General features: G+C 37.3%; 13 protein-coding genes and 4 pseudogenes. 7 read left to right on the top strand and 10 right to left on the bottom strand.

The annotated features are described in order from the left end of the window. Nucleotides 1-40: 40 nt before the first annotated feature. Nucleotides 41-988 carry a class I SAM-dependent methyltransferase gene (locus LMD38_RS08815; RefSeq protein WP_062821820.1) on the top strand — a complete coding sequence of 316 codons (948 nt, stop codon included), beginning with the start codon at nt 41-43 and terminating at the stop codon, nt 986-988. Here the strand turns inward: LMD38_RS08815 and LMD38_RS08810 are convergent. Next, nucleotides 987-1076, bottom strand: a pseudogene (locus LMD38_RS08810) (ATP-binding protein); the annotation flags it as partial. The gene LMD38_RS08815 and the pseudogene LMD38_RS08810 sit on opposite strands and share 2 nt — an antisense overlap. A gap of 221 nt (nt 1077-1297) precedes the next feature. Here LMD38_RS08810 and LMD38_RS08805 point away from each other — a divergent pair. Together LMD38_RS08805 and LMD38_RS08800 are read left to right on the top strand one after the other, a co-directional pair. After that, entirely contained in the window at nt 1298-1594 is a 297-nt protein-coding gene (locus tag LMD38_RS08805; protein WP_000262403.1) for a hypothetical protein, read from the top strand. A 103-nt stretch (nt 1595-1697) separates the two neighbouring features. Next, nucleotides 1698-2138, top strand: a complete 441-nt coding sequence (locus LMD38_RS08800; protein WP_000889381.1) for a DUF2621 domain-containing protein — start codon at nt 1698-1700, stop codon at nt 2136-2138. Between the two features lie 31 nt (nt 2139-2169). Here LMD38_RS08800 and LMD38_RS08795 read toward each other — a convergent pair whose 3' ends face one another. Together LMD38_RS08795 and LMD38_RS08790 are read right to left on the bottom strand one after the other, a co-directional pair. Then, complete coding sequence (locus LMD38_RS08795) at nt 2170-3225, bottom strand: hypothetical protein (RefSeq protein WP_000896226.1); 1056 nt, start codon at nt 3223-3225, stop codon at nt 2170-2172. A 42-nt stretch (nt 3226-3267) separates the two neighbouring features. Then, complete coding sequence (locus LMD38_RS08790) at nt 3268-4338, bottom strand: hypothetical protein (protein WP_062821822.1); 1071 nt, start codon at nt 4336-4338, stop codon at nt 3268-3270. A 275-nt stretch (nt 4339-4613) separates the two neighbouring features. Between LMD38_RS08790 and LMD38_RS08785 the strand changes: the two are divergent. Continuing rightward, nucleotides 4614-10967 (top strand): annotated as a pseudogene (locus tag LMD38_RS08785) (DUF7507 domain-containing protein); the annotation flags it as partial. Between the two features lie 180 nt (nt 10968-11147). Here the strand turns inward: LMD38_RS08785 and ltrA are convergent. Continuing rightward, a complete protein-coding gene (gene ltrA, locus LMD38_RS08780; RefSeq protein WP_000999901.1) occupies nt 11148-13076 on the bottom strand; it encodes a group II intron reverse transcriptase/maturase in 1929 nt (642 codons plus the stop codon). 776 nt (nt 13077-13852) lie between these two features. On the opposite strand from ltrA, the pseudogene LMD38_RS08775 reads away from it, so the two are divergent. Beyond that, nucleotides 13853-15058, top strand: a pseudogene (locus LMD38_RS08775) (hypothetical protein); the annotation flags it as partial. Between the two features lie 62 nt (nt 15059-15120). On the opposite strand, the gene LMD38_RS08770 reads toward LMD38_RS08775, so the two are convergent. The 3 genes and pseudogenes from LMD38_RS08770 to LMD38_RS28695 all read right to left on the bottom strand — a co-directional run bounded on the left by LMD38_RS08770 (nt 15121) and on the right by LMD38_RS28695 (nt 16586). Further along, on the bottom strand, nt 15121-15627 hold the full coding sequence (locus LMD38_RS08770; RefSeq protein WP_001028639.1) for a CcdC family protein: 507 nt from the start codon (nt 15625-15627) through the stop codon (nt 15121-15123). Between the two features lie 90 nt (nt 15628-15717). Further along, entirely contained in the window at nt 15718-16425 is a 708-nt protein-coding gene (gene ccdA / locus LMD38_RS08765) for a cytochrome c-type biogenesis protein CcdA (protein WP_016718254.1), read from the bottom strand. Between the two features lie 16 nt (nt 16426-16441). Next, a pseudogene (locus LMD38_RS28695) lies at nt 16442-16586 on the bottom strand (peptidase T). Between the two features lie 326 nt (nt 16587-16912). Between LMD38_RS28695 and LMD38_RS08760 the strand changes: the two are divergent. After that, complete coding sequence (locus tag LMD38_RS08760) at nt 16913-17821, top strand: EamA family transporter (RefSeq protein WP_062822091.1); 909 nt, start codon at nt 16913-16915, stop codon at nt 17819-17821. An 87-nt stretch (nt 17822-17908) separates the two neighbouring features. Next, complete coding sequence (locus tag LMD38_RS08755; RefSeq protein ID WP_000157891.1) at nt 17909-19054, top strand: M20 peptidase aminoacylase family protein; 1146 nt, start codon at nt 17909-17911, stop codon at nt 19052-19054. A 37-nt stretch (nt 19055-19091) separates the two neighbouring features. Here the strand turns inward: LMD38_RS08755 and LMD38_RS08750 are convergent, their stop codons facing one another. From LMD38_RS08750 to LMD38_RS08740, 3 genes are all read right to left on the bottom strand, one after another. Further along, nucleotides 19092-20036, bottom strand: coding sequence for an ABC transporter permease (locus LMD38_RS08750; protein WP_000482765.1), 945 nt, complete (start codon nt 20034-20036; stop codon nt 19092-19094). Then, nucleotides 20029-20940, bottom strand: coding sequence for an ABC transporter ATP-binding protein (locus LMD38_RS08745; protein ID WP_000180642.1), 912 nt, complete (start codon nt 20938-20940; stop codon nt 20029-20031). The genes LMD38_RS08750 and LMD38_RS08745 overlap by 8 nt, the downstream gene beginning before the upstream one ends. Before the next feature lie 90 nt (nt 20941-21030). Then, complete coding sequence (locus LMD38_RS08740; RefSeq protein ID WP_061183001.1) at nt 21031-21606, bottom strand: FtsX-like permease family protein; 576 nt, start codon at nt 21604-21606, stop codon at nt 21031-21033. Between the last annotated feature and the right edge of the window lie 28 nt (nt 21607-21634).

The following is a 21634-nucleotide window of genomic DNA, read 5'->3' as shown; positions in this document are numbered from 1 at the left end:
GTTATAGTCTCACTAACCGATACAAAGGGGAGAGATTTCAGTGACAAAGCGAAAAGATATTCATTTTCGAATTGAAGAAAAATTACTTGAAAGGTTTGAAGCTGCACTCCATTACGAAGGCTTAAAGAAAACCGACGTATTAACGCACGCAATTCAGCAATTTTGCACGAAGGTGGAATGCGAAAAGATGAATGATGTAAAACGCCAATACAACGTAAGCAACCATTTACAAACTCGTATCGATACGCATAAACATTATGAAGAAAAACATGTGAATTTAGATAAAGTCGTCATGGATCATTTACAACTTCAAGGAGACGAGAAAATATTAGAGGTTGGATGCGCTAACGGAAAATTTCTTTCCTTTTTGCAAGCGAATGGCCATAAAGGTCAATTAACAGGTTTTGATCAATCAGAAGCCATGCTCTCTGAAGCCACTAAAACGAATAATTTAATTGAATGGAGACTAGGTGACGCTGAAAAACTTCCTTTTGAAGCCAATTGCTACGACTGGATCGTCGCAAGACATATGTTATATCACATGAAAGATGTTGAAAAAACCATCCAAGGGTTCCATAAAGTAATACGTCCTGGCGGCTCACTTTTAGCTACAACAAATTCTGACGTTACATTACCTCGTATAGTTGAAATGTGTAACCGCATGTTAGACGCATTTGATTTACCGAAAACAACATCTTCAGTCACGCCATTTTGTTTGGAAAATGGTAAAGAGATATTACAGTCTGTTTTTCCAACTGTTGAAGAAGCAGTTATTCATAATGCTCTCGTTTTTCATCATGCTACTCCAATTGTAAACTATATTTCTAGCATGTTTCCGTCGCTAAATATACCTGATAATACACATCTTCACGAGGAAATGAAGGAATGGCTAAAAGAAGAAGTAAAAAATGAATTGTTACTTCATAACGGTATATGGCGCGATCCAAAAACGTTAGCCATTTATCGATGTCAAAAAGAAAAAAGCTAGCCAATGTTGTTTTTCCACTTGCCATCGGTCCTTGGAGTGAAATTACATATACCATTCCTCTCATTCCCTTGCACTTTAGTACATTCATAACATACAGAATTTTTAAAACCATCAACAAAATATATATCATCTTGTTTCTTATTCTTATGTAACTTATAATAAAAAATAGAGATTATGACGGACGCATCAATAATGTAAGCTTGGAAATCCAAGCTTACATTATTTTTTGCTTTCCCTTTTCTAATAAAAAGAGTATACTAGTTTAGAACGTATGTTCTTAATGATTACATACAGTAAGGAGATAAGACAATGGTATACGATACAAAAGCAATTTCTTGGAATGAGTCTTTAAAACAACTTCAACGCCGCTATACAAACAAACAAGTTGACCGAAAAGAATTTGAGGATATTGAACTGATGGAATTCTTCCGCGATAACGACTACATTTCTTTACCTACACATATAAGTGGCCTATCAACAGCACGTTTTACTTCTTACTCTATTTTCACAACTGAAGATAAAGATCGTAAAGTTGGCACATTAATCATTGAATATGTAGAAGATGATAATAATAATTTATGTGTGGAACAACTATACTTTGTTTAAATGATAACGCTTGGTCAAAATGACCAAGCGTTCTTGCTTTCTATGAATCTCACTGTTTATAATATGAATAATAGAAAACCGCAATCATTAAGGGGGGATATATTTGCTCGAAGGATGGTTCAGTTGGTTTATTGTGCTATGGACTGTTATTTTATTAGGGCTTATGTCTATCGGTGGATATTTTATGTTCAGAAAATTCCTGAAACGACTACCAAAAGAAGATGGTATGTCCATTTTAGATTGGGAAGAGCACTATATTAATAAAACTAGGCATTTATGGGATGACGAACAAAAACAATTGTTAGAAGAGCTAGTAAGTCCTGTTCCAGAATTATTTCGCGATGTTGCTAAATCAAAAATTGCTGGCAAAATCGGAGAGCTTGCATTACAAGAAAAAGCCTCTCAAATTACACAAGATTTAATTATTAAAGGGTATATTATCGCTACACCGAAACGTGATCATAAATTTTTAGTAAAAAAACTACAAGAAAAAGAAATTGATTATTCTCATTATGAATCTTTACTGACAAAATCCTCCTCATAAAAGAAAGATTGCTAGCTTATAGCAATCTTTTTTAACTTACAGTTACAGATTTTTCGGCTGTTAATCTAGCTTCTGCCAAATCTATTTGTAATCCAACCGCACTTGTATAAATCGTATCCCCTGTACCTGTAATATTTACTTGTGTAGATGTCGTATTTGGTGCAATAGAACCTGTTGCATTTACATTTGTAATATCAAATTCAGCTCTTGCATTTGCATTTGTAGTTGTTCCTGAAAAATTCCGATCCGCAAAACTACCAATTGTATTTAAATTTCCGTTAATATCATTCACTTGCCCTCTAAAAAAATTCCCTGATGGATTATTCGGTCCCGTTAATGTCACAGAATTCAACTGAAAATTATCACCCGTAAAGTTCGGATCACCATTTACTGCCATTACAAAGGCTCGCGCTGTCACTGTTCCTGTAGCTGGCGTAAAAAATCCTGAAATGGTTTGTGGTGTACCTGATAATAAAAAACCTGGAAATAAGCTTACATTTCTCATTGGATAGGAGGAATCACGATAAACTACAATTAAAGACCATCCAGCACCATAACCAACTGGCTGACGCGTAGGTAATCTCGTTACACTATATCTTCCTGCCGCTCGATTCGGTAAACCTTGCAGTAAAGATGTGACGTCTGCTGCTCGGTTATAAACATTTGCTATAAAAGGGAGATTTGTCCCTTCTGATGACCATGCTGAATTAATTGTCACTTGTGTACTCGTTCCATCAGGCGTAACTAAATTTGGAGGATTCGCATCAACAACAGCGGTTGTAACAGCCGTATCCAATCCACCTGACCAAACAAGTAACGCAAAATCTACAACCGCCGTAGCTGGAACGATAGTAGTCGATGGATTTAATTCAGCCCATGAGCCATCTAATGTCCAATCATTTGTTGTACCTCCAAATGTATTCGGATCTGTCGATGAAGGAACTCCTCCAAAAGTAGAATCTGTATTTAATGTTATAAGTGCATTGTAAGCAAAGTTTGTATTTGCAGTACCGCGCATTCCCATCGTATTACCCGTATGCATCATAAATAAGTTATCATTTTTACCGTAAGCTTGAACGAAAGCCAAAAGAATTCCTCCCTATTAATTTACGAGAATTTTTCTATCAATTTAACTTACAGTTACTGATTTTGTAGCAGTTAGACGTGCCTCTCCTAAATCTATTTGCAAACCTACAGCACCAGCATAAAGATAGTCAAATGTATTTGGGATATTCACTGTCGTAGAAGTTGATCCAGCTGTTAATACACCGTTCGCTGGGACATTCGTCACATCAAATTCAGCACGCCGATTCGTTGCAGCAGTTCCAATCGGCATATTTCTATCTGCAAAACTACCGATTGTATTTAAATTCCCTAAATAATTATTGACTTGCGAGGCAAAAAAGTTAGGATTTCTATTATTAGGCCCCGAAAGTGCTCTACCATTTAAAACAAATGTGTCCCCAGTCGCATCTGTATCACCGTTAATCGCCATTGTAAATACACGAGCATTAACCGGTGCTACAGTTGGAGTAATGAAATTTGAAATCGTCGCCGTCTCACCCAATGTAGAAATGAGTAAACCAGTATATAAACTAACATTCCTAACAGGATATGAATTATCACGATATACAACAACTAATGCCCACCCTACCCCTGTTCCTTGCAAAGGTGGATTTGCTGTTGGAACACGTTCTACAAAATAATCACCTACAGCACGAGTAGGAAGTCCTTGAAGAATACTCGTCACATTAGCTGCACGTGTATAAATCGTACCTTGAAATGTCCCACTCGACCTTGTTTCTCCCCACGCAGGCGTACTTGTAATAGTGTGAGTCACATCATCCGGAGTTCTGAATGTTGGAGTATTCGCATTTACTACCTCTTCTGTAACAGTACCTCCCAATGTTCCTTGCCAAACTAACATCGCAAAATCTACAGTTGCTGTTGCTGGTACGTCTGTTAGTGAAGGATTTAACCTTGCCCATGAACCATTTAATGTCCAATCATTCGTCGTTCCTGCAAAGGTATCCGCATCTGTGGAAGACGGCACCCCAGCAAAACTCAAATTTGTATTTGTGGAAATTAATGCGTTATATTGATATGCAGTAGCTGTCGTAATACCGCGCATCCCTAACGTATTTCCTGTATGCACCATAAAAAGCGAATCTGTTTTTGTATATGTTTGTACAAAGGCCAACAACCTCACTTCCTTTCTATTAAAAGTAATATTTTCTCGCTATTTCATTTAATGCGAGCAAAACGAAAAAGTTCCATTTATATACGTACGAGCTAATTTAGGCAAAAAAAAAGCCTTTGCCTATTCCTATTCATTTATATTTGAATAGGATGCAATGACGAGCTCATTTTTCATATTTTTTTACAAATAGAACCAGCTTTCAATTTTAAATGGATACTATTTGTAAATGTCTAACTATTGATCGGATTTAAATTCATTTAGAAAGGACGAATCTAATGGCAATAGCAACAATAGGAAGTCGTTTAACCTATACAATCGTTGTCCAAAATACCGGAACACTACCTGCACAAAACGTTACATTTACAGACCCTATACCTGCTGGCACCACTTTCGTTCCAAACAGTGTAACTGTTAATGGTACTCCAACAGCCGGCAATCCTTCAACTGGAATTCCTATTAATAATATTCCGGCTGGTGGCTCTGTTACAATTACTTTCCAAGTAGATGTAACAAGTATTCCTACCCCACCTGTCGCCAGTAACGTAGCATCATTTGGATACGAATTTCAACCTGCACCTAACGCACCCACTATCACACGTACAACAACAAGCAATATAGTTAATACAGATATTTTCACAGCTAATGTCGCATTAACAAAAGCAGTAGATAAAACAATTGCTACTATCGGTGATACGATTACGTATACAATTACGGCCACAAATCAAGCCCCATTAGCTGCTAATAATGTTATCATTACAGACACACCTCCTGCCGGCACATCGTTCGTACCGGGTAGCGTTACAGTTAATGGTACTTCTACTACAGATAATCCTGCTACTGGAATAAATGTAGGAACGATTGCTGCAAACGGGAATGCTACAATTACGTTTCAAGTTCGAGTTAATACTCTCCCTACACCTAACCCTATTCCAAATAGTGCAACTTCAAGTTTTCAATATAATCCACCAAACCAACCACCAATTAACAGAAACTCTACAAGTAATATAGTTGAAACACAAATTAATGCTACTATCATTAATCCAACTAAAAGTGCAAACCAACAAATTGTAAATATTGGTGACATCATTACGTATACGATTACCATTCCAAATAACGGTAATATTTCAGCGACAAACGTTTCTATCACAGACCCTATCCCTACTGGCACTACTTTTATTCCCAACAGTGTTACAGTTAATGGAACGGCACAATCTGGCGTAACTCCAACAAATATTCCGCTAGGTACAATTCCTGCTGGCCAAACTACAACTGTCACATTTCAAGTCCAAGTCACTTCCCTTCCAGCTAACGGAACGATTACCAACGAAGCAAATGTAACATTTACGTCGCAACCGAATCCGGCTGAACCCCCAACAACCACTACGATAACACCACCTCCAACAACTACTTCTGTACGAACTGCAATTGTAAATCCAACAAAAACCGCTAGTCCACAAATTGCTGATATCGGCGATATTATTACGTATACGATTACTGTACCAAATACAGGAAACATCGCTGCAACGAACGTTATTGTAACTGATCCAATTCCAAGTAGCACTACATTTATTCCGAATAGCGTCACAATTAACGGTACTTCACAACCTGGCGTAAATCCTTCTGGTGGTATACAAATTGGTACAATCGCAGCTGGTAATACTGTCACTGTCACTTTCCAAGTTCAAGTTACCTCTCTCCCAGAGAATGGCCTAATCCGAAATATCGGAACCACAACATTTACGTATCAACCAGATCCTACAAAACCAGCTATTACAACAACAAACCCTACACCACCTACTACTACTCCTGTTAACACCGCTATTACAAACCCTGTTAAAACGGCGGATAAAACTACTGTTGATATTGGTGATGTTATTACGTATACGATTACTTTCACTAATGATGGTACGATCCCTGCTACAAATGTAGTTTTTACTGATACCATTCCTACTGGTACAACATTCATTCCGAATAGCGTAATCTTAAATAATGTACCAGTTCCAAATTCAAATCCCGCACTAGGAATCCCGGTTGGAACAATTAATCCCGGTGAAACCAAAACACTATCTTTCCAAGTTCTTGTTACACAAATTCCAGCTGGCGGTGTTATTACAAACGAAGCTTCAACGACATATACGTACCAGCCAGATCCAACAAGACCGCCGGTTACCACAACCGAACCGACAGCACCTACTACAGTCTCTGTTAATACCGCTACAGTTAACCCTACAAAATCTGCTAATCGTACTTTCGCTGATATTGGTGATGTTATTACGTATACAATTAGTTTACAAAATAACGGCACTGTTCCCTCAACAAATATTGTACTAACAGATCCAATTCCAAACGGGACAACATTTATTCCAAATAGCGTCACGATTGATGGTGTCTCACAACCTAACAGTAATCCTGAAAACGGTATATCAATCGGTACTTTAAATCCAAATCAAGCAAAAACAATTACATTCCAAGTTCAAGTTACAAGTGTCCCGCCAAATGGAATTATAGAAAACCAAGGCAGTGTATCATTTAATTATATTGTTAATCCAAATGAGCCTCCTGTTACAACAACTACCCCAACTCCTAAAACTGAAACTCAAGTTGGGACCGTTATTACAGCGCCTACAAAATCTGCCGACAAACAAGTTGCTGATTTAGGAGATACGATTACCTACACGGTCACATTTACAAATAACGGGACCGTTCCGGCTACAAATGTAGTCGTTACAGACCCTACACCTAACGGGACTATTTTCGTTCCAAATAGTGTTACAATCGATGGCATTACAACGCCAGGAGCAGCCCCATCACTTGGTATACCACTTGGTACCATTTCTGTCGGAGAAACGAAAACAATCACGTATCAAGTTGTCGTTACAAACTTACCACCTGATGGAATAATTAGAAACCAAGCATCCTTCACTTACCAATATCAACCGAACCCAAGTGAGCCTCCTGTTACAACAACTACTACCACTCCAAGTGTAAACATTCCAATTAATAATCCTAATCCAACGACTACAAAATCTGCTGATCGACAAGTTGCTGATATAGGGGATACGATTACTTTTACTGTAACATTCCAAAATAGAGGGACCGTCCCCTCTACAAATGTTATTATAAAAGATGCACTTCCATCTGGTGTTTCTTTCGTTCCAGGTAGCGTTGTCGTAAATGGCACATCACAACTTGGAGAAAACCCTGAAATTGGTATACCCGTCGGCACTGTAAATCCCGGTCAAAGTATTACAGTTACGTTCCAAGGTGTAGTAAATAGTATCCCGCCCGGAGGAGTTATTAGAAATCAAGCAAATATTACATTCACATACGAGCCAAATCCAAATGAACCTCCCGTTACGACAACTATTACAACTCCTGAAACAGAAACAGCAGTTAATACCGCTACACTAAATCCACAAAAAACAGCAGATCGCTCCTTCGTTGCATTAAATGATGTCATTACCTATACTCTCTCATTTCAAAACACCGGTACTGTTCCTGCTACGAATATAACAGTAATAGATTCTATCCCTGCCGGTACTGTATTTATTCCAGATAGTGTTACGATTAATGGGATTCCTCAAGCAGGAACAAATCCATCATCAGGAATTTCACTTGGAACTTTAGCGCCATCCGAACGCGCAACGATTACTTTCCAAGTACGAGTAATAAACATCCCTGCTAGCGGCGAAATCCGAAATCAAGGTAGTGCAACATTTAATTATCAACCGGATCCAAATTTACCTCCAGTCACAAAAACAGAAACAACTCCTGAAACAACGACTCCTATCCAAACTGTAGTCATAAGTCCAACAAAAACAGCAAACCTTACGTTTGCAGAAATTGACGATATTGTAACTTATACTGTCACATTTACAAACCAAGGAACTATACCTGCTACTGGTGTAACAATTACAGATTCTTTGCCATCGGGTACAACTTTTATTACGAATAGTGTTACTGTAAACAATGTCGCTCAACCCGGCGTAAGTCCAGTCACAGGAATTCCTGTTGGAACAGTTAATCCCGGCGAGACAGTTACTGTTACATTCCAGATTCAAATAAACGCTATTCCTCCTAATGGAAAAATAGAAAATACAGCAAGTGTTACCTACACTTCTCAGCCTAATCCAAGCGAACCTCCTATTACAACAACAGAAACGACTCCTACCGTAACTTTACCTGTTCGTACCGCTAACCCGAACCCGCAAAAAACAGTGGATCGTGAGTTTGCAAGTATTGGTGATACGCTCACTTATACAATTACCCTTCAAAATACCGGTAATATACCTGCAACTGATGTCATTATTACAGATTCTGTCCCTACTGGAACTACATTTATCCTTGGTAGCATTACGATTAATGGCATTCCACAACCTAATTTGACCCCTGAAACAGGAATCCCAGTTGGCACATTAAACCCTAGACAAATAGTGACTGTTACTTTAGAAGTACAAATAACAACTTTACCACCAAATGGCATTATCTCAAATGAAGCAAATGTCACTTACACATCTCAACCAGATCCGACACTCCCGCCTATTACAACAACCACACCGACTCCAATCGCAGAAACAATTGTACAAAATGCAGAATTAGAGTCAACAAAAACAGTAGATTTACCAATCGCTAACATTGGCGATGCACTCACTTATACAATCACCCTTGAAAACACTGGAAATATTCCTATGACAAATGTATCTGTCATTGATCAACCACCAGTAGGCACACAATTTATTGTAGATTCTGTTACAGTAAATGGCCTTTCACAACCAGGTGTTGATCCAAGCATTGGGATACTCATTGGTACAATACAACCAAATCAAATAATAACCATTACGTTCCAAGTAACGATTACGAATATACCTCCTAACGGGGTTGTTACAAATGTTGGTTCAGTCAACTTTACCTCTCAGCCTAATCCAAATGAACCTCCTATTACAGAAACAGAAGAAACACCACCAGTTAATACTGAAATCATTAACACCATTATTAATCCAGCAAAAACAGCTGATCGTAACAATGTTGATATAGGTGATATTATTACGTACACTGTTACATTCCAAAATTTACAAACAGTACAACTGACAGACATCGTCTTTACAGACCCAATCCCAACAGGAGCTACTTTCATTCCAAATAGCGTTACAATTAACGGCACTCCAACTAGTAATGTAGATCCAGCTCTTGGCATACCTCTTGGCACATTAAACCCTAGTGAATCGATCATTGTAACTTTCCAAGTTCGTGTTGTTTCAATACCCCCAAACGGAATTCTTATAAATGAAGCTACTATCACCTACACATTCCAGCCTAATCCTGGAGAACCCCCAGTAACAGTAACTACACCGACTCCACCTACTACTACAAATGTCAATACCGCAACAACGAACCCTACAAAATCCGCTGATAAAGCATTTGCTTTATTAGGTGACACAATCACCTATACAATCTCCTTACAAAATACAGGAACTGTCCCTGCAACAAATGTACTTGTAACCGATCCTATTCCAGCTGGTACTACTTTCATTCCGAATAGCGTTACGATAAACGGCATTCCACAACCAGGTATCGTTCCTAGTTCCGGAATTCTTATCGGTACATTAGAACCTAACACTTCAGCCGTCGTAACTTTCCAAGTTCAAGTAACTTCGATACCACCGACAGGTTTTATTGAAAATGAAGGGATCGTTTCATTCCAATATCAGCCAGACCCTACTAGACCACCTGTATCTGTTACTACACCTACACCTACTACAAAGACGCAAGTAAGTGAAGTTACTATTAATCCTAACAAACAAGCTAACCCTCAAGTTATTAATCTCGGTGATACTGTCACATATACAATTACGTTCCAAAATGTCGGGAATATTAATGCGACAGATGTTATTATTACAGACCCTACTCCATCTGGTACTACTTTCATTCCGAACAGCGTTACGATTAATGGCGTCACGCAACCTGGAACAAATCCAAATAATGGTGTAAACGTTGGGACTGTAACTCCAGGACAAATTGTTACATTAACTTATCAAGTTACTGTAACTGAACTCCCACCAGACGGTATTATTAAAAACACTGCAACTGTCACTTACACATTCCAGCCAAACCCTAGCGAACCCCCTATTACTATTACAGATCCTACTCCAACTGTTGAAGTAGCCGTTATTACACCTACACCTAACCCAAATAAACTAGCAGACAAACAAATTGTAGATATAAATGAAATCATAACGTATACTGTAACCTTCCAAAATCGCGGATCAGTCCCTGCAACTTCCGTTATCATTACTGATCCGTTAGCAAATGGGTTAACGTTTCTTCCAGGTACTGTTGTAATAAATGGCATTCCAGATCTTGGAGCAAATCCTGTTGTAGGTATACCTGTTGGAACAGTCAATCCAAACGATACAATTACTGTTCAATTCCAAGCAAGAGTCACAAGTGTACCACCTGGTGGTATTATTCGAAATCAAGCAACTGTTACTTTCACATATGAACCAGGTCCTGGTGAACCTCCTATTACAATTACAGACCCTACTCCAATTAACACAACGAATGTAAATACAGCTATATTAAATCCGAAAAAAACAGCCACGCCGGAAACAGTTACTTTAGGTGATATCATTAATTGTCGATAGGTAAGTCTTTGAGGTTATCTCCAACTTTTCCCCCGATCCGCACGGTACGTGCCACTTTCACGGCATACCGCGGTCCACCTATATTGTAGTTTTCTTTTCATCTAATAATGATAAGCTCTAAGCAAACAACGCTAGTTGTTCATGTTCCATATCCACTTCATTTTGTGATTACATACAGATTTCCTCATTTTTGACTAATTTCCGCAATTTATTAAGTTTGCCTAACTGTTCCTCGTTGAGTTTTAATTTATTGAGGAATTGGTTTATGGTTTCTATATTGGTCGCGTGTATTAGTGTATGGACACTTGGCTTGATGATGGTAAGATTTTTGTAGCTGTCATCCCTTGTTTCACTCCATAATCGCTTATGGTGACAGTGGATGTCCCAAGGCGAGAGTTTCTCACCTGTTACACTGCATCTTCCTTTTTGTGCAATATAAAGAGAAATTCGATTATCATTGTATTCTATGGTTGCCCGTTCATTTATAACTGGGTTTTCTCTTAACCATTTCAGTTCCGCTTCGGTTATTTCTGCCAAGTTTTTGTGTATAAGGGCTCGTCCTTCTGCGGTGTATCTGTTAATAGATTGCTTTTTCATCATCGGTTTTTTGTGTTGAATATAGGAGATTGGTAAAATAGGACATTTCATGAGAAATCTCATCGCTTTTGACTTTAGGTATGGTTTAATACCTCTGTCTTTCCCTTTATATTTCCCTATATTCGTGTATCCGTTTGTGTTGCTTTTTCCTCTAATTTTTGACTTTGGGAATCTGTTATACATCATGTGACCAAGACTATGGTTCATTTTACTGAAATCCAGGGAAGCATGCGTTGCTATTTTATAATAGTTGTGCTTACCAATGACCATGCTGTTGTATATACTGATTCTCTTAATTGTTTCATTAGAGTTTGGGGTTCTCTGTATCCTTTTCACTTGTTTTGCTAAATCTTGTTTTGTTTTTTCCAGTGCTTTTGGAGAGATGTGTGTTACTGCAATGTATCGTGTGTTACCGTTCTTCTTACCTTTCTTTACAGCCTTAAGAGTGAAACCTAAGAATTCACTCTGTTGCTTTTTCAGATTGGTTACTTTAGACTTTTCGGTTGAGATAGGCAGTTTTAGACGTTCTTCTAACCACATTTGAGTTGCTTCGAAAATTTTCTCCGCATTCCTACGTGTATTTGTAAAGATTTTAAAATCATCTGCGTATCTTACGATATACATTGGTTTCATCTTGGATGTTTTGGATAGACAATATGTTACAGTGTCATTACTCCAAATCCCATCTTTCAATCTCGGCTTTACCTTCTTGGCTTTGAAAGTTTCCCATTGATTACTAATCCACCAGTCAAATTCGTTAAGGTTAACATTGGCGAGTAGTGGACTAAGGATACCACCTTGCGGGGTACCTTTGGTCGGAAATATCGTTTTGCCGTTAGGCAGTTGCACTGGCGCTTTCAATATTTTCCGGATAATGACTAGTAGTTGTTTGTCACGAATACCCAGTGTCCATAGTTGGCGCATGAGTTTGACGTGACTTACTTCGTCAAAGAATCCCTGAATGTCTATATCCACCACATATGTAAGGTTTTGCTGATTTACCCGTTTTGTTGCGTCTGCTATAGCATTTTCAGCACTTCTGTTTGGGCGAAATCCATGACTTCGGTTACAGAAGTGTGCTTCACAGATAGGCTCCATTACTTGTAAGATGCATTGTTGGATAATCCTATCCCACATACTTGGTATTCCCAGAGGTCTGGTTTTCCCATTGGGTTTCGGTATTTCCTTGCGCCTTACTTTCTGCGGTTGGTAGTTTTGAAAGCGTCTTTTTACTTCGTTCAAGAAATAGCTTTGTTCCATTCTCTCAATATCCTTAATGTTTACATTGTCACAAGCTGCTGTTTTACTCCCTTTGTTTCCTTTAATATTACGAAACGCGAGGAGTATATTTTCATCTGATATAATGATAGGCATTAAATTTTTAAAAGAATTTTTCTTTGTTGCCTTCTGGTATAAGTTATCTAAGAAAGTTTGGATACCGTAGTATTCGTTGTGTCTTAGTTTCTTATTCTTTGGCGTGGACTTAGTTCTATCATTCATGGTCTATCACCTACTCTCATATTGATTTGGTGACCTTTTGAGTCTTACCAGAATCCATGCAAGATTAGATGAAATTTCAGTTCCTACAAATAGGCTTGTGGCTGTTCCTCCAATTCCATTACAGAATCTTCAACGGTCGTGCCACTACTCTCACCACTATTAAGAATACTTCCCTCGGTTACCCGTTTCGTATTCAACTATATCCGCCGATAGAGTCATAGACCCAACGTTAGTGGCTTTCGACGTTCCGTTCAGACTATCGTTGTTTTAAAGATCTTTCAATCTCCGATTTAGGTGCTTGCTTTACCCCGTGTCTAGCTCCGTTGCCTGTAACAACGTTAGGATTGGTCACTATGCGATGTTTCCAATCCATTAGACAAGTCTTATTTTCAGACTCCGAATCATTTCTGACCCGTAAACCTATCGAGGTGTACATTCGCAAGTTCGTCAGTGTTTACACATTCTCACCTTGTCGGTTGACAGCATACGGTACTTAGTTAGTTCCAGCCGGTTTATTATTCCTGCTGGCTTTCGGTTATCCATATAGACACTACGAACCGTAACCGCATGTTTTACCCTGCTTCCAACATCTCACTCTGCCGAGTGTATGCAGTTGGGAATCTCACTGGGAGAGTTTCGGGGCGTTACTCCTTCATTCCTCTCACTCGCCTGAACAGTTATCCTACTCTTTATTGTTTTCGATGTTTCTACAATTAAGAATAGTCCTCGTTGTCGCCTATGCTCCCGCATTACTTACTCGAGAACGTCTCGCACCGTATACGATTTCTCTCCAAAATACAGGTACCATTCCTGCTAATCATATACTTGTAACTGATACAATTCCTATCGGTACTTCGTTCATCCAAAATAGTGTAACAATTAACAACGTGCCGCAACCAACTGCAAATCCATCAGCAGGCATCCCAATTTCAACACTTGCTCCTTCTGAATCCGCAACGATTTCTTTCCGTGTCCTAGTTACTTCAATTCCACCAAGCGGAGAAATTCAAAACCAAGGTAACGTTTCCTTCCAGTACCAACCCGATCCTACTAAACCACCTGTATCCGTTACTACGCCTACACCTACTACAATTACTCCTGTAAACGTTGGGACTATTAATCCGATAAAAACCGCTGATAAATCCATCGTTTCAGTAGGTGATACGATTACATTTACTATCACATTCCAAAATGAAGGTACGATTCCTGTCACTGACATTTCTGTTACAGACTCACTTCCTGTCGGCACATCATTCGTTCCAAATAGTGTCACAATTAATAACATTCCCGTTCCAAACGCAAATCCATCCACAGGCATTCCAGTCGGAACTCTTAATCCAACAGCATCCGTAACTATTTCATTCCAAGTACAGGTTATTACACTTCCAGCTAATAGAATGATTACAAATATCGCATCCATTACGTATACTTCTCAACCCGACCCGACTAGACCACCTATCACAACAACGACTACAACACCACCAATTACGATAGAAGTAAACCCTAATGAGCCAAACACATTTATTAAGACCGCAAATGTAAATAGCGCCCATCTCGGTGATTTCATCACATATACACTTACCTTTACTAACAATGGCACCATCCCAGTAAATAACGTACTCATTACCGACCCACTTCCTCCTGAAGTTACTTTCTATCCAAATTCAGTAACTGTAAATGGAGTAGCACGTCCTGGAACTAACCCAACTATCGGTATTCTTATCAATACTGTTAATCCAAGTGAATCCGTTGTTGTTCGTTTTATCGTTCAAGTAACAGCAGAGCCACGAAATGGTCTCATTCGAAATACCGCCCGCATTCGCTATACACTCAGACCAGATCCTACTAAACCACCGATTTCCGTTGATGAAACTTCAGAGCCAAACATTATTCCGTTTATCGGTCCGTTCGTCTCACCAAATTTAAATTGTTTCTTTAATGGGGAACGTTTTATCCGGCGCGGTTGGAATAGAAGATGTTAGCAATATAAAATAAAAAGACAGCGCCTTTGACGCTGTCTTTTTATTTTATACATATACAGTTTTTAAGTTAATTTCATATCTTTTTCATTATAAAAACCATCTTCTTTTTCCATTTCCTTCTGTAATTTCGTAAAGGAACGGTACATTGCAATTCTCCATGACACAATCATCGCAAATGCCAGTAAGAAGAACATACCACTAAGTTGTCCTAAATCAAGAGATTGGCTTAAGTATGTTTTAAATACAATCCGCACGACAAGTAATCCAATTAATATAAAAACAAATGCTTTGGAACGCTTCAAATAAATCTCTTGTCCTCTAATCTCAAATTTAGATGTTTTAATAAGAAAAATAGAGAAAAACAAACCGACGCCAATTGCTTCTAACATTTCTGCTGGAGTTAATCGAAATTCAGGAAAAACATACATCAACGCTCCCGTACTCATAAAAAATGGTGGAAGTATAATTTTTTTCAATGTTGCAGGTTTCTTAGCTGCTTTTAAACGAATAAACATCGCACCAACAGCCATACAAACAGCAACGATACTGGATAAAACAACTATGTTCATATTTTCTCATCCTTTTTTGTGGCTATATGCAAAATATACTTTCATTATATGCTTTTCCGTTAGTATTTCCAACATTTTCACAGAATAATACTAAAAACCCGTAAAACCACCAAATAAACTTGAGAAATATACGATAATTTTTGTCATCCAGTTAAAATATAAGAAGATACCCATGATAATCATAATGTATCCCCCGATTTTCATGAACTTCATACTGTTTCTTTTAATCCAAGACATTTTCGTAATAAAGAATGATAGTACAAAGAACGGGATAGCAAATCCAAGTATGTATGCGATCATATAAATCATTGCTGATTCTGGATTTGTTGCTGCTAATCCAATAACCGATACTAAAATAGGTCCTGTACAAGGTGTCCATCCTGCCGCAAATGCCAATCCAATTAGAACAGATCCAAAATAACCACTCGGACGATTCTTAAATGTAAATTTACGGTCTTGCATTAAAAACTTCGGCTTAAATACACCGACAATAATGAAACCGAACACGATGATAAATATACCACCTAACTGTCTAATTAAATCTTTATAATTCGTAAAAATGCCCCCGATAAAGCTTGTACCAAATCCAATTGCAATAAATATAATTGAAAATCCAAGTAAGAAAAACGCTGTATGTATCATACTTCTTTTGCGAAGCATTGCATTTTCTTCTTTCAACTCAGAAACCGACATACCTGTTATGTACGATAAAAATGCCGGATAAAGCGGTAAGCAACATGGGGAAATAAATGATAAAAACCCAGCACCAAACGCTAAAAAAATACTAATATCTTGCATTATTCCACTCCTCTCCTTACATATTGTAGCAAAAACATATAAAAATACTATGAACAATTCGTGAAATCACTTTTCCAACGTGATAATAAGAAAAACTACCCTTTCACACTTTTTCTAAAAAAACGTTTTCATTTCCTTCTATTTATATAGAAAAATCTCAATTACACTACAAAACCTCTCTAATGTTATTAACATAACAAAGGTAATATAGTTTCTCAAATGATTAGCATGTTATTCGTACGTTTATATACATATTGATTAAAAAATATTTTTTTCAAATGCTGTCTTTATACAATACAAACTTGATTTTACAATACTTCTATTATTACTAATTTCAAGATTATGCATAAATATCATACTTTTATTATTATTCTATAAAATGTCACACTTTTCTTTTATTTGACCCTTCATTTTTAATTTTGTATACTTCCCTCTAGTTATATATGTCCGTTACGGAACTATTTCATATAGATAGGAGGACTATTTCATGCTTCGTTATTCTCTTTTAGTTTTATTAGGAGCGTGTAGTTATGGGATTTTAGCTATTTTCGTTAAACTTGCATATGCAGAAGGATTTTCACTTGGAGAGGTAATTGGCAGCCAATATTTGTTCGGTTGGATTATTTTGCTTGCTATTACACTTCTATTTTCTAGACATCGTGTTCCATTAAAACAAGCTTTAATTTTATTCGTTGCAGGTACATCTGCAAGTTTCACTGGAATTTTTTATTATGCTTCATTAAAAACTGTACCAGCATCTATCGCCATTATACTTTTATTCCAATTCGTTTGGGTCGGAATTATTATTGAAGCAGTCGCAACAAAAACTTTACCTTCACGAGAAAAAGTTATTTCTGTTATTTTCTTACTTGCAGGTACATTTTTATCAAGTGGTTTACTAGAAAAATCAGCAGGTGATTTCGATACGACTGGAATTATATTAGGCCTATTATCTGCTGTTACATTTGCAACATACATTTTCGTGAGCGGAAAAGTTGCTGTTGAAGTACCTTCATTACCACGCGGTGTTCTTTTAATGGCTGGTGCTTTAACTTTAGTAATGATCGTATTCCCTCCAACATTTATTTTTAACGGTGCAATTTCTGAAGGACTTTGGAAATACGGTTTAGGTTTAGGAACATTCAGTATCGTCATTCCTTCTATCGCCTTTACAATTGGTATTCCAAAGATTGGTTCTGGCTTAGCGACTATTCTTGGCGCTGCGGAACTACCAGTTACAACAATTATGTCTGTATTCGTTTTAAAAGAAGCTGTACTATCTTCACAATGGTTCGGTGTATCACTTATTTTAATCGGGATTGCAATCCCGCAAATTGCCTATGCAATGCGTGGACGTTATCGTAAACATCAGACACACAAAAAGTTGGCAGCATAAACGAGAGAGGATTTTCATTTGAGAATCCTCTCTTTTATTATTGTATACTTATAGTAAATACTTTATTTAAGAAAGAGGGCATTATAAGTGGCATCAAATCTAGAACAGTTAACTGATCAACTTATTTCTATTCGTAGAAATTTACATGAGAATCCAGAATTATCCTACGAAGAATTCGAAACGACGAAAGCTATAAAGAATTGGTTAGAAGAAAAAAACATTACAATTATCAATTCTAGTTTAGAAACGGGCGTTATTGCTGAAATTTCGGGGAATAGTAACGGACCGCTTATAGCAATCCGTGCTGATATTGATGCCCTTCCTATTCAGGAAGAAACAAATTTATCCTACGCTTCAAAAATCCATGGAAAAATGCACGCTTGTGGGCATGATTTTCATACAGCTGCTATTATAGGTGCCGCTTATTTATTAAAAGAAAGAGAACCTTCCCTAAATGGAACTGTTCGCTTTATATTCCAGCCGGCTGAAGAGAGTAGTAATGGCGCTTGCAAAGTTATTGAAGCTGGGCATTTACATGGCGTACAAGCTATTTTCGGTATGCATAACAAACCTGATTTACCAGTAGGTACAATCGGTATTAAAGATGGTCCACTTATGGCCGGAGTTGATCGATTTGAAATTGAAATTCACGGAGTTGGTACACATGCAGCTGTACCAGATGCTGGGGTAGATCCAATTGTCGCATCCTCTCAAATTGTGATGGCATTACAAACTATTGTAAGCCGAAATATAAGTTCATCTCATAATGCAGTTGTTAGCGTCACAAACATCCATTCAGGAAATACGTGGAACGTTATTCCTGAAAAAGCAATATTAGAAGGTACTGTTCGTACTTTCCAAGCTGAAACACGCGAAAAAATTCCAGCCTTAATGGAACGTATCATTAAGGGCGTTTCTGATGCACTAGGTGTAAAAACAGAATTCCATTTTCATTCAGGTCCTCCTGCCGTCCATAATGATGAAAGTCTTACTCATTTATGTACACAAACTGCACAGGAAATGTCACTAGACGTGATTACCCCTACCCCTTCCATGGCTGGCGAAGATTTCTCTTTTTATCAACAACACATACCAGGATCATTCGTCTTTATGGGAACGAGTGGTACACATGAATGGCACCATCCCTCGTTCACTATCGATGAACAAGCATTGCCTATCAGCGCAAAATTTTTCGCTTTATTAGCCGAAAAAGCGCTTAAACAATTAACATAAAGAAAAGCCGTTAAGAGTGTGCTTAACGGCTTTTCTTTTAAGTTAAATCTCGTTTTAAAAATACAGTATAAGAAACCCCTAAAAATACGAATAAATAAAGTAGTAGCATACATGATGCAAACGGGAACGTTACTCCATCAATAAAGCTTCCATTCTTTGCAATACTATATAAATCTGTGTTTGCTGGCAATAAATATTTCGCCCAATCATATCTAGTTGCTGCTAGTAATGCGATGTTTCCTGATAAAGCGAGAAATAGTGAAATACCAATCGCGCCTCCGCTAGATCTTGTTAGCACAGAAATCATAAATGCAAACGCTGCATACACAATCGTTGGCAACCACGATAAAATATAATACTTACTAGCCTCTACAAAAATATTTTGTTTTATAATATTTCCATCTTGGAAAATAAATTCGCTCCATGCAGGCTGCTGGAATTTATAAATAACAAGCCCACATAAAATGGAAAAAATCATATTAAATATAAACAATAACGCTGCAAATATGACAATTGCTAAAAACTTAGCTGTCAAAATTTTAAAGCGACTCGCTGGTCGTATCGTTAAAAATTTATATGTTCCCCAGCTATATTCATTCGCAAAAATTGTACTTGCATACACGAGGATAAACGGAAGTAATATTGGAAATACGATAAAGCCTGTATCTCTCATGAAAGAAAGTGGAGAACTACTTGCCGGTGCTGTATCTGTATCTAAATGCTTCATCTTAAGCTGATATTCCTTTACAAGCTCATCCCCAGATCGTTCCGCTAAAATTGCTTCTTTTTCCATGCCTAGCTTTTTCTCAATTTCTACAGTTCGTTCTGTATAATCAGCTTTCCATCCTTTTGTTTCCGGCTCCAGATACTTTACAGTAACCCATCCTAATCCGATTATTAATACTGCAATAACTGCAAATGGAATAATCGTTCGCTTTCGCTTAAATATTTTATACAATTCGTTATACACTAAATTAAACAATATCTTTTCCCCCTGTTAATTCTAAAAATTGCTCTTCTAACGTTTTTCTTTCTTCATATACACGATACACTTGAATGTTTTTCTCAAGCAATGTACGAATAACATTTGGGATTTCTTCATCTTTTACATGAATAAGTAAATCATTACCTTTTATTAAAACATCTTGGTCTAACATTTCTGCCGCTTTATTCGCATCATCTACGCGTATACGGATTGTCTCCATCTCTTCACTTTGATTATGCTGAATATTTTGCGTCGCGACATATTCTCCGTGCTGAATAATGATAACTCTATCACACATTAATTCAACTTCTGAAAGTAAGTGACTAGATACAAGAACAGCTTTTCCTTGTTCATGTGCAATTTTCTTTATGTACATTCTCATTTCATGTATTCCACTAGGATCTAATCCATTCGTTGGTTCGTCTAATATTAATACATCTGGATCATGAATAAGCGCTTGAGCAATTCCTAAACGTTGTCTCATGCCGAGTGAATATGCTTTTACTTTGCGGTCAATTACTTGTCCCATTCCTAACAATTTCACTACTTCATCGATACGTTCTTCTGTCACGTTCCCATTCATTCGTCCGAAATATGTTAAATTTTCATAGCCACTCAAGAAAGGATAAAATTCCGGTGTCTCAATTACTGCTCCAATTTTCGAAGCAGTACTTTCAAATTGTTGTTTTACAGATTGACCATCAATCCAAACTTCGCCCTCTGTCATACGAATCATGCCGACCATCATTCTCATTAAAGTCGTTTTTCCAGCGCCATTTGGTCCGAGCAAACCAACTACTTCACCCTTTTTAACTTCAAAACTAATATTTTCTACAAGTGTCTTTGAACCGATTCGCTTCGTTAACCGCTCGACCTTTACAATTGATTGTTCATTTGTCATTCTATACAACCTTTCCTTCCCATTCTTTGTCAGGTCTTTACACTGTAACATGATTATTTTTCTGTGTAAAATAGAAAAAGGCATGATTCCTCATGCCTTTTCCTTGAAATGAAACGAATTTTTATCTTGTAAACTTTGAACAAATCGAAAACATTGCACCATCGATAATAGAAGGATAACGATCATAATTATACTAACGACTACGATTGCATATATTGTAATCGGTGCACTATCTATCCCTTGTATTCCTGCTATTTTCATACAGATAATCGTAAACAATTTTAAAAATAACATCCCATTAACTAACCCAAACACAAACGCTACTCCATAAATAAATAATTGCTCCTGACATAATAAACATAGTACATCATTTCTCTTCCCATTCTCTGCTACATAAGATTTAATTTCTTCTTTCCTCACTTGCAGAAGAGAATACGTCATTTTATATGTAATAAACATACATATGAAAATGACTACGATAAACAACGTGTAAAAACACATTTGAAATAAAAGTGTAGTCCCTAATTCCCCAACAACTACTTCATTAAATTGTAGCGATATCATAAAAAACAAAATCATAGTACTCATAGCAATCCACATAAATTGCTTCATCCTTTTGGCAGCAAATGTTCTTATATTTTTTCTCGCTAACCGACATAAAGACATAAAATTCTTCCCCTACCTTATTACATAC

Origin of the sequence: Bacillus pacificus, from assembly GCF_020861345.1 — a bacterium.
Taxonomy (GTDB): Bacteria; Bacillota; Bacilli; order Bacillales; family Bacillaceae_G; genus Bacillus_A; species Bacillus_A pacificus.
The sequence above is the reverse complement of the archived record's forward strand: the minus strand, read 5'-3'. Positions and strand labels throughout refer to the sequence as shown.

Coding starts and splice junctions, on each gene's coding strand:
- LMD38_RS08805 (WP_000262403.1), top strand. CDS start 1,298: ATGGTATACGATACAAAAGCAATTTCTTGGAATGAGTCTTTAAAACAA.
- ltrA (WP_000999901.1), bottom strand. CDS start 13,076: ATGAATGATAGAACTAAGTCCACGCCAAAGAATAAGAAACTAAGACAC.
- LMD38_RS08770 (WP_001028639.1), bottom strand. CDS start 15,627: ATGAACATAGTTGTTTTATCCAGTATCGTTGCTGTTTGTATGGCTGTT.
- ccdA (WP_016718254.1), bottom strand. CDS start 16,425: ATGCAAGATATTAGTATTTTTTTAGCGTTTGGTGCTGGGTTTTTATCA.
- LMD38_RS08760 (WP_062822091.1), top strand. CDS start 16,913: ATGCTTCGTTATTCTCTTTTAGTTTTATTAGGAGCGTGTAGTTATGGG.
- LMD38_RS08745 (WP_000180642.1), bottom strand. CDS start 20,940: ATGACAAATGAACAATCAATTGTAAAGGTCGAGCGGTTAACGAAGCGA.
- LMD38_RS08740 (WP_061183001.1), bottom strand. CDS start 21,606: ATGTCTTTATGTCGGTTAGCGAGAAAAAATATAAGAACATTTGCTGCC.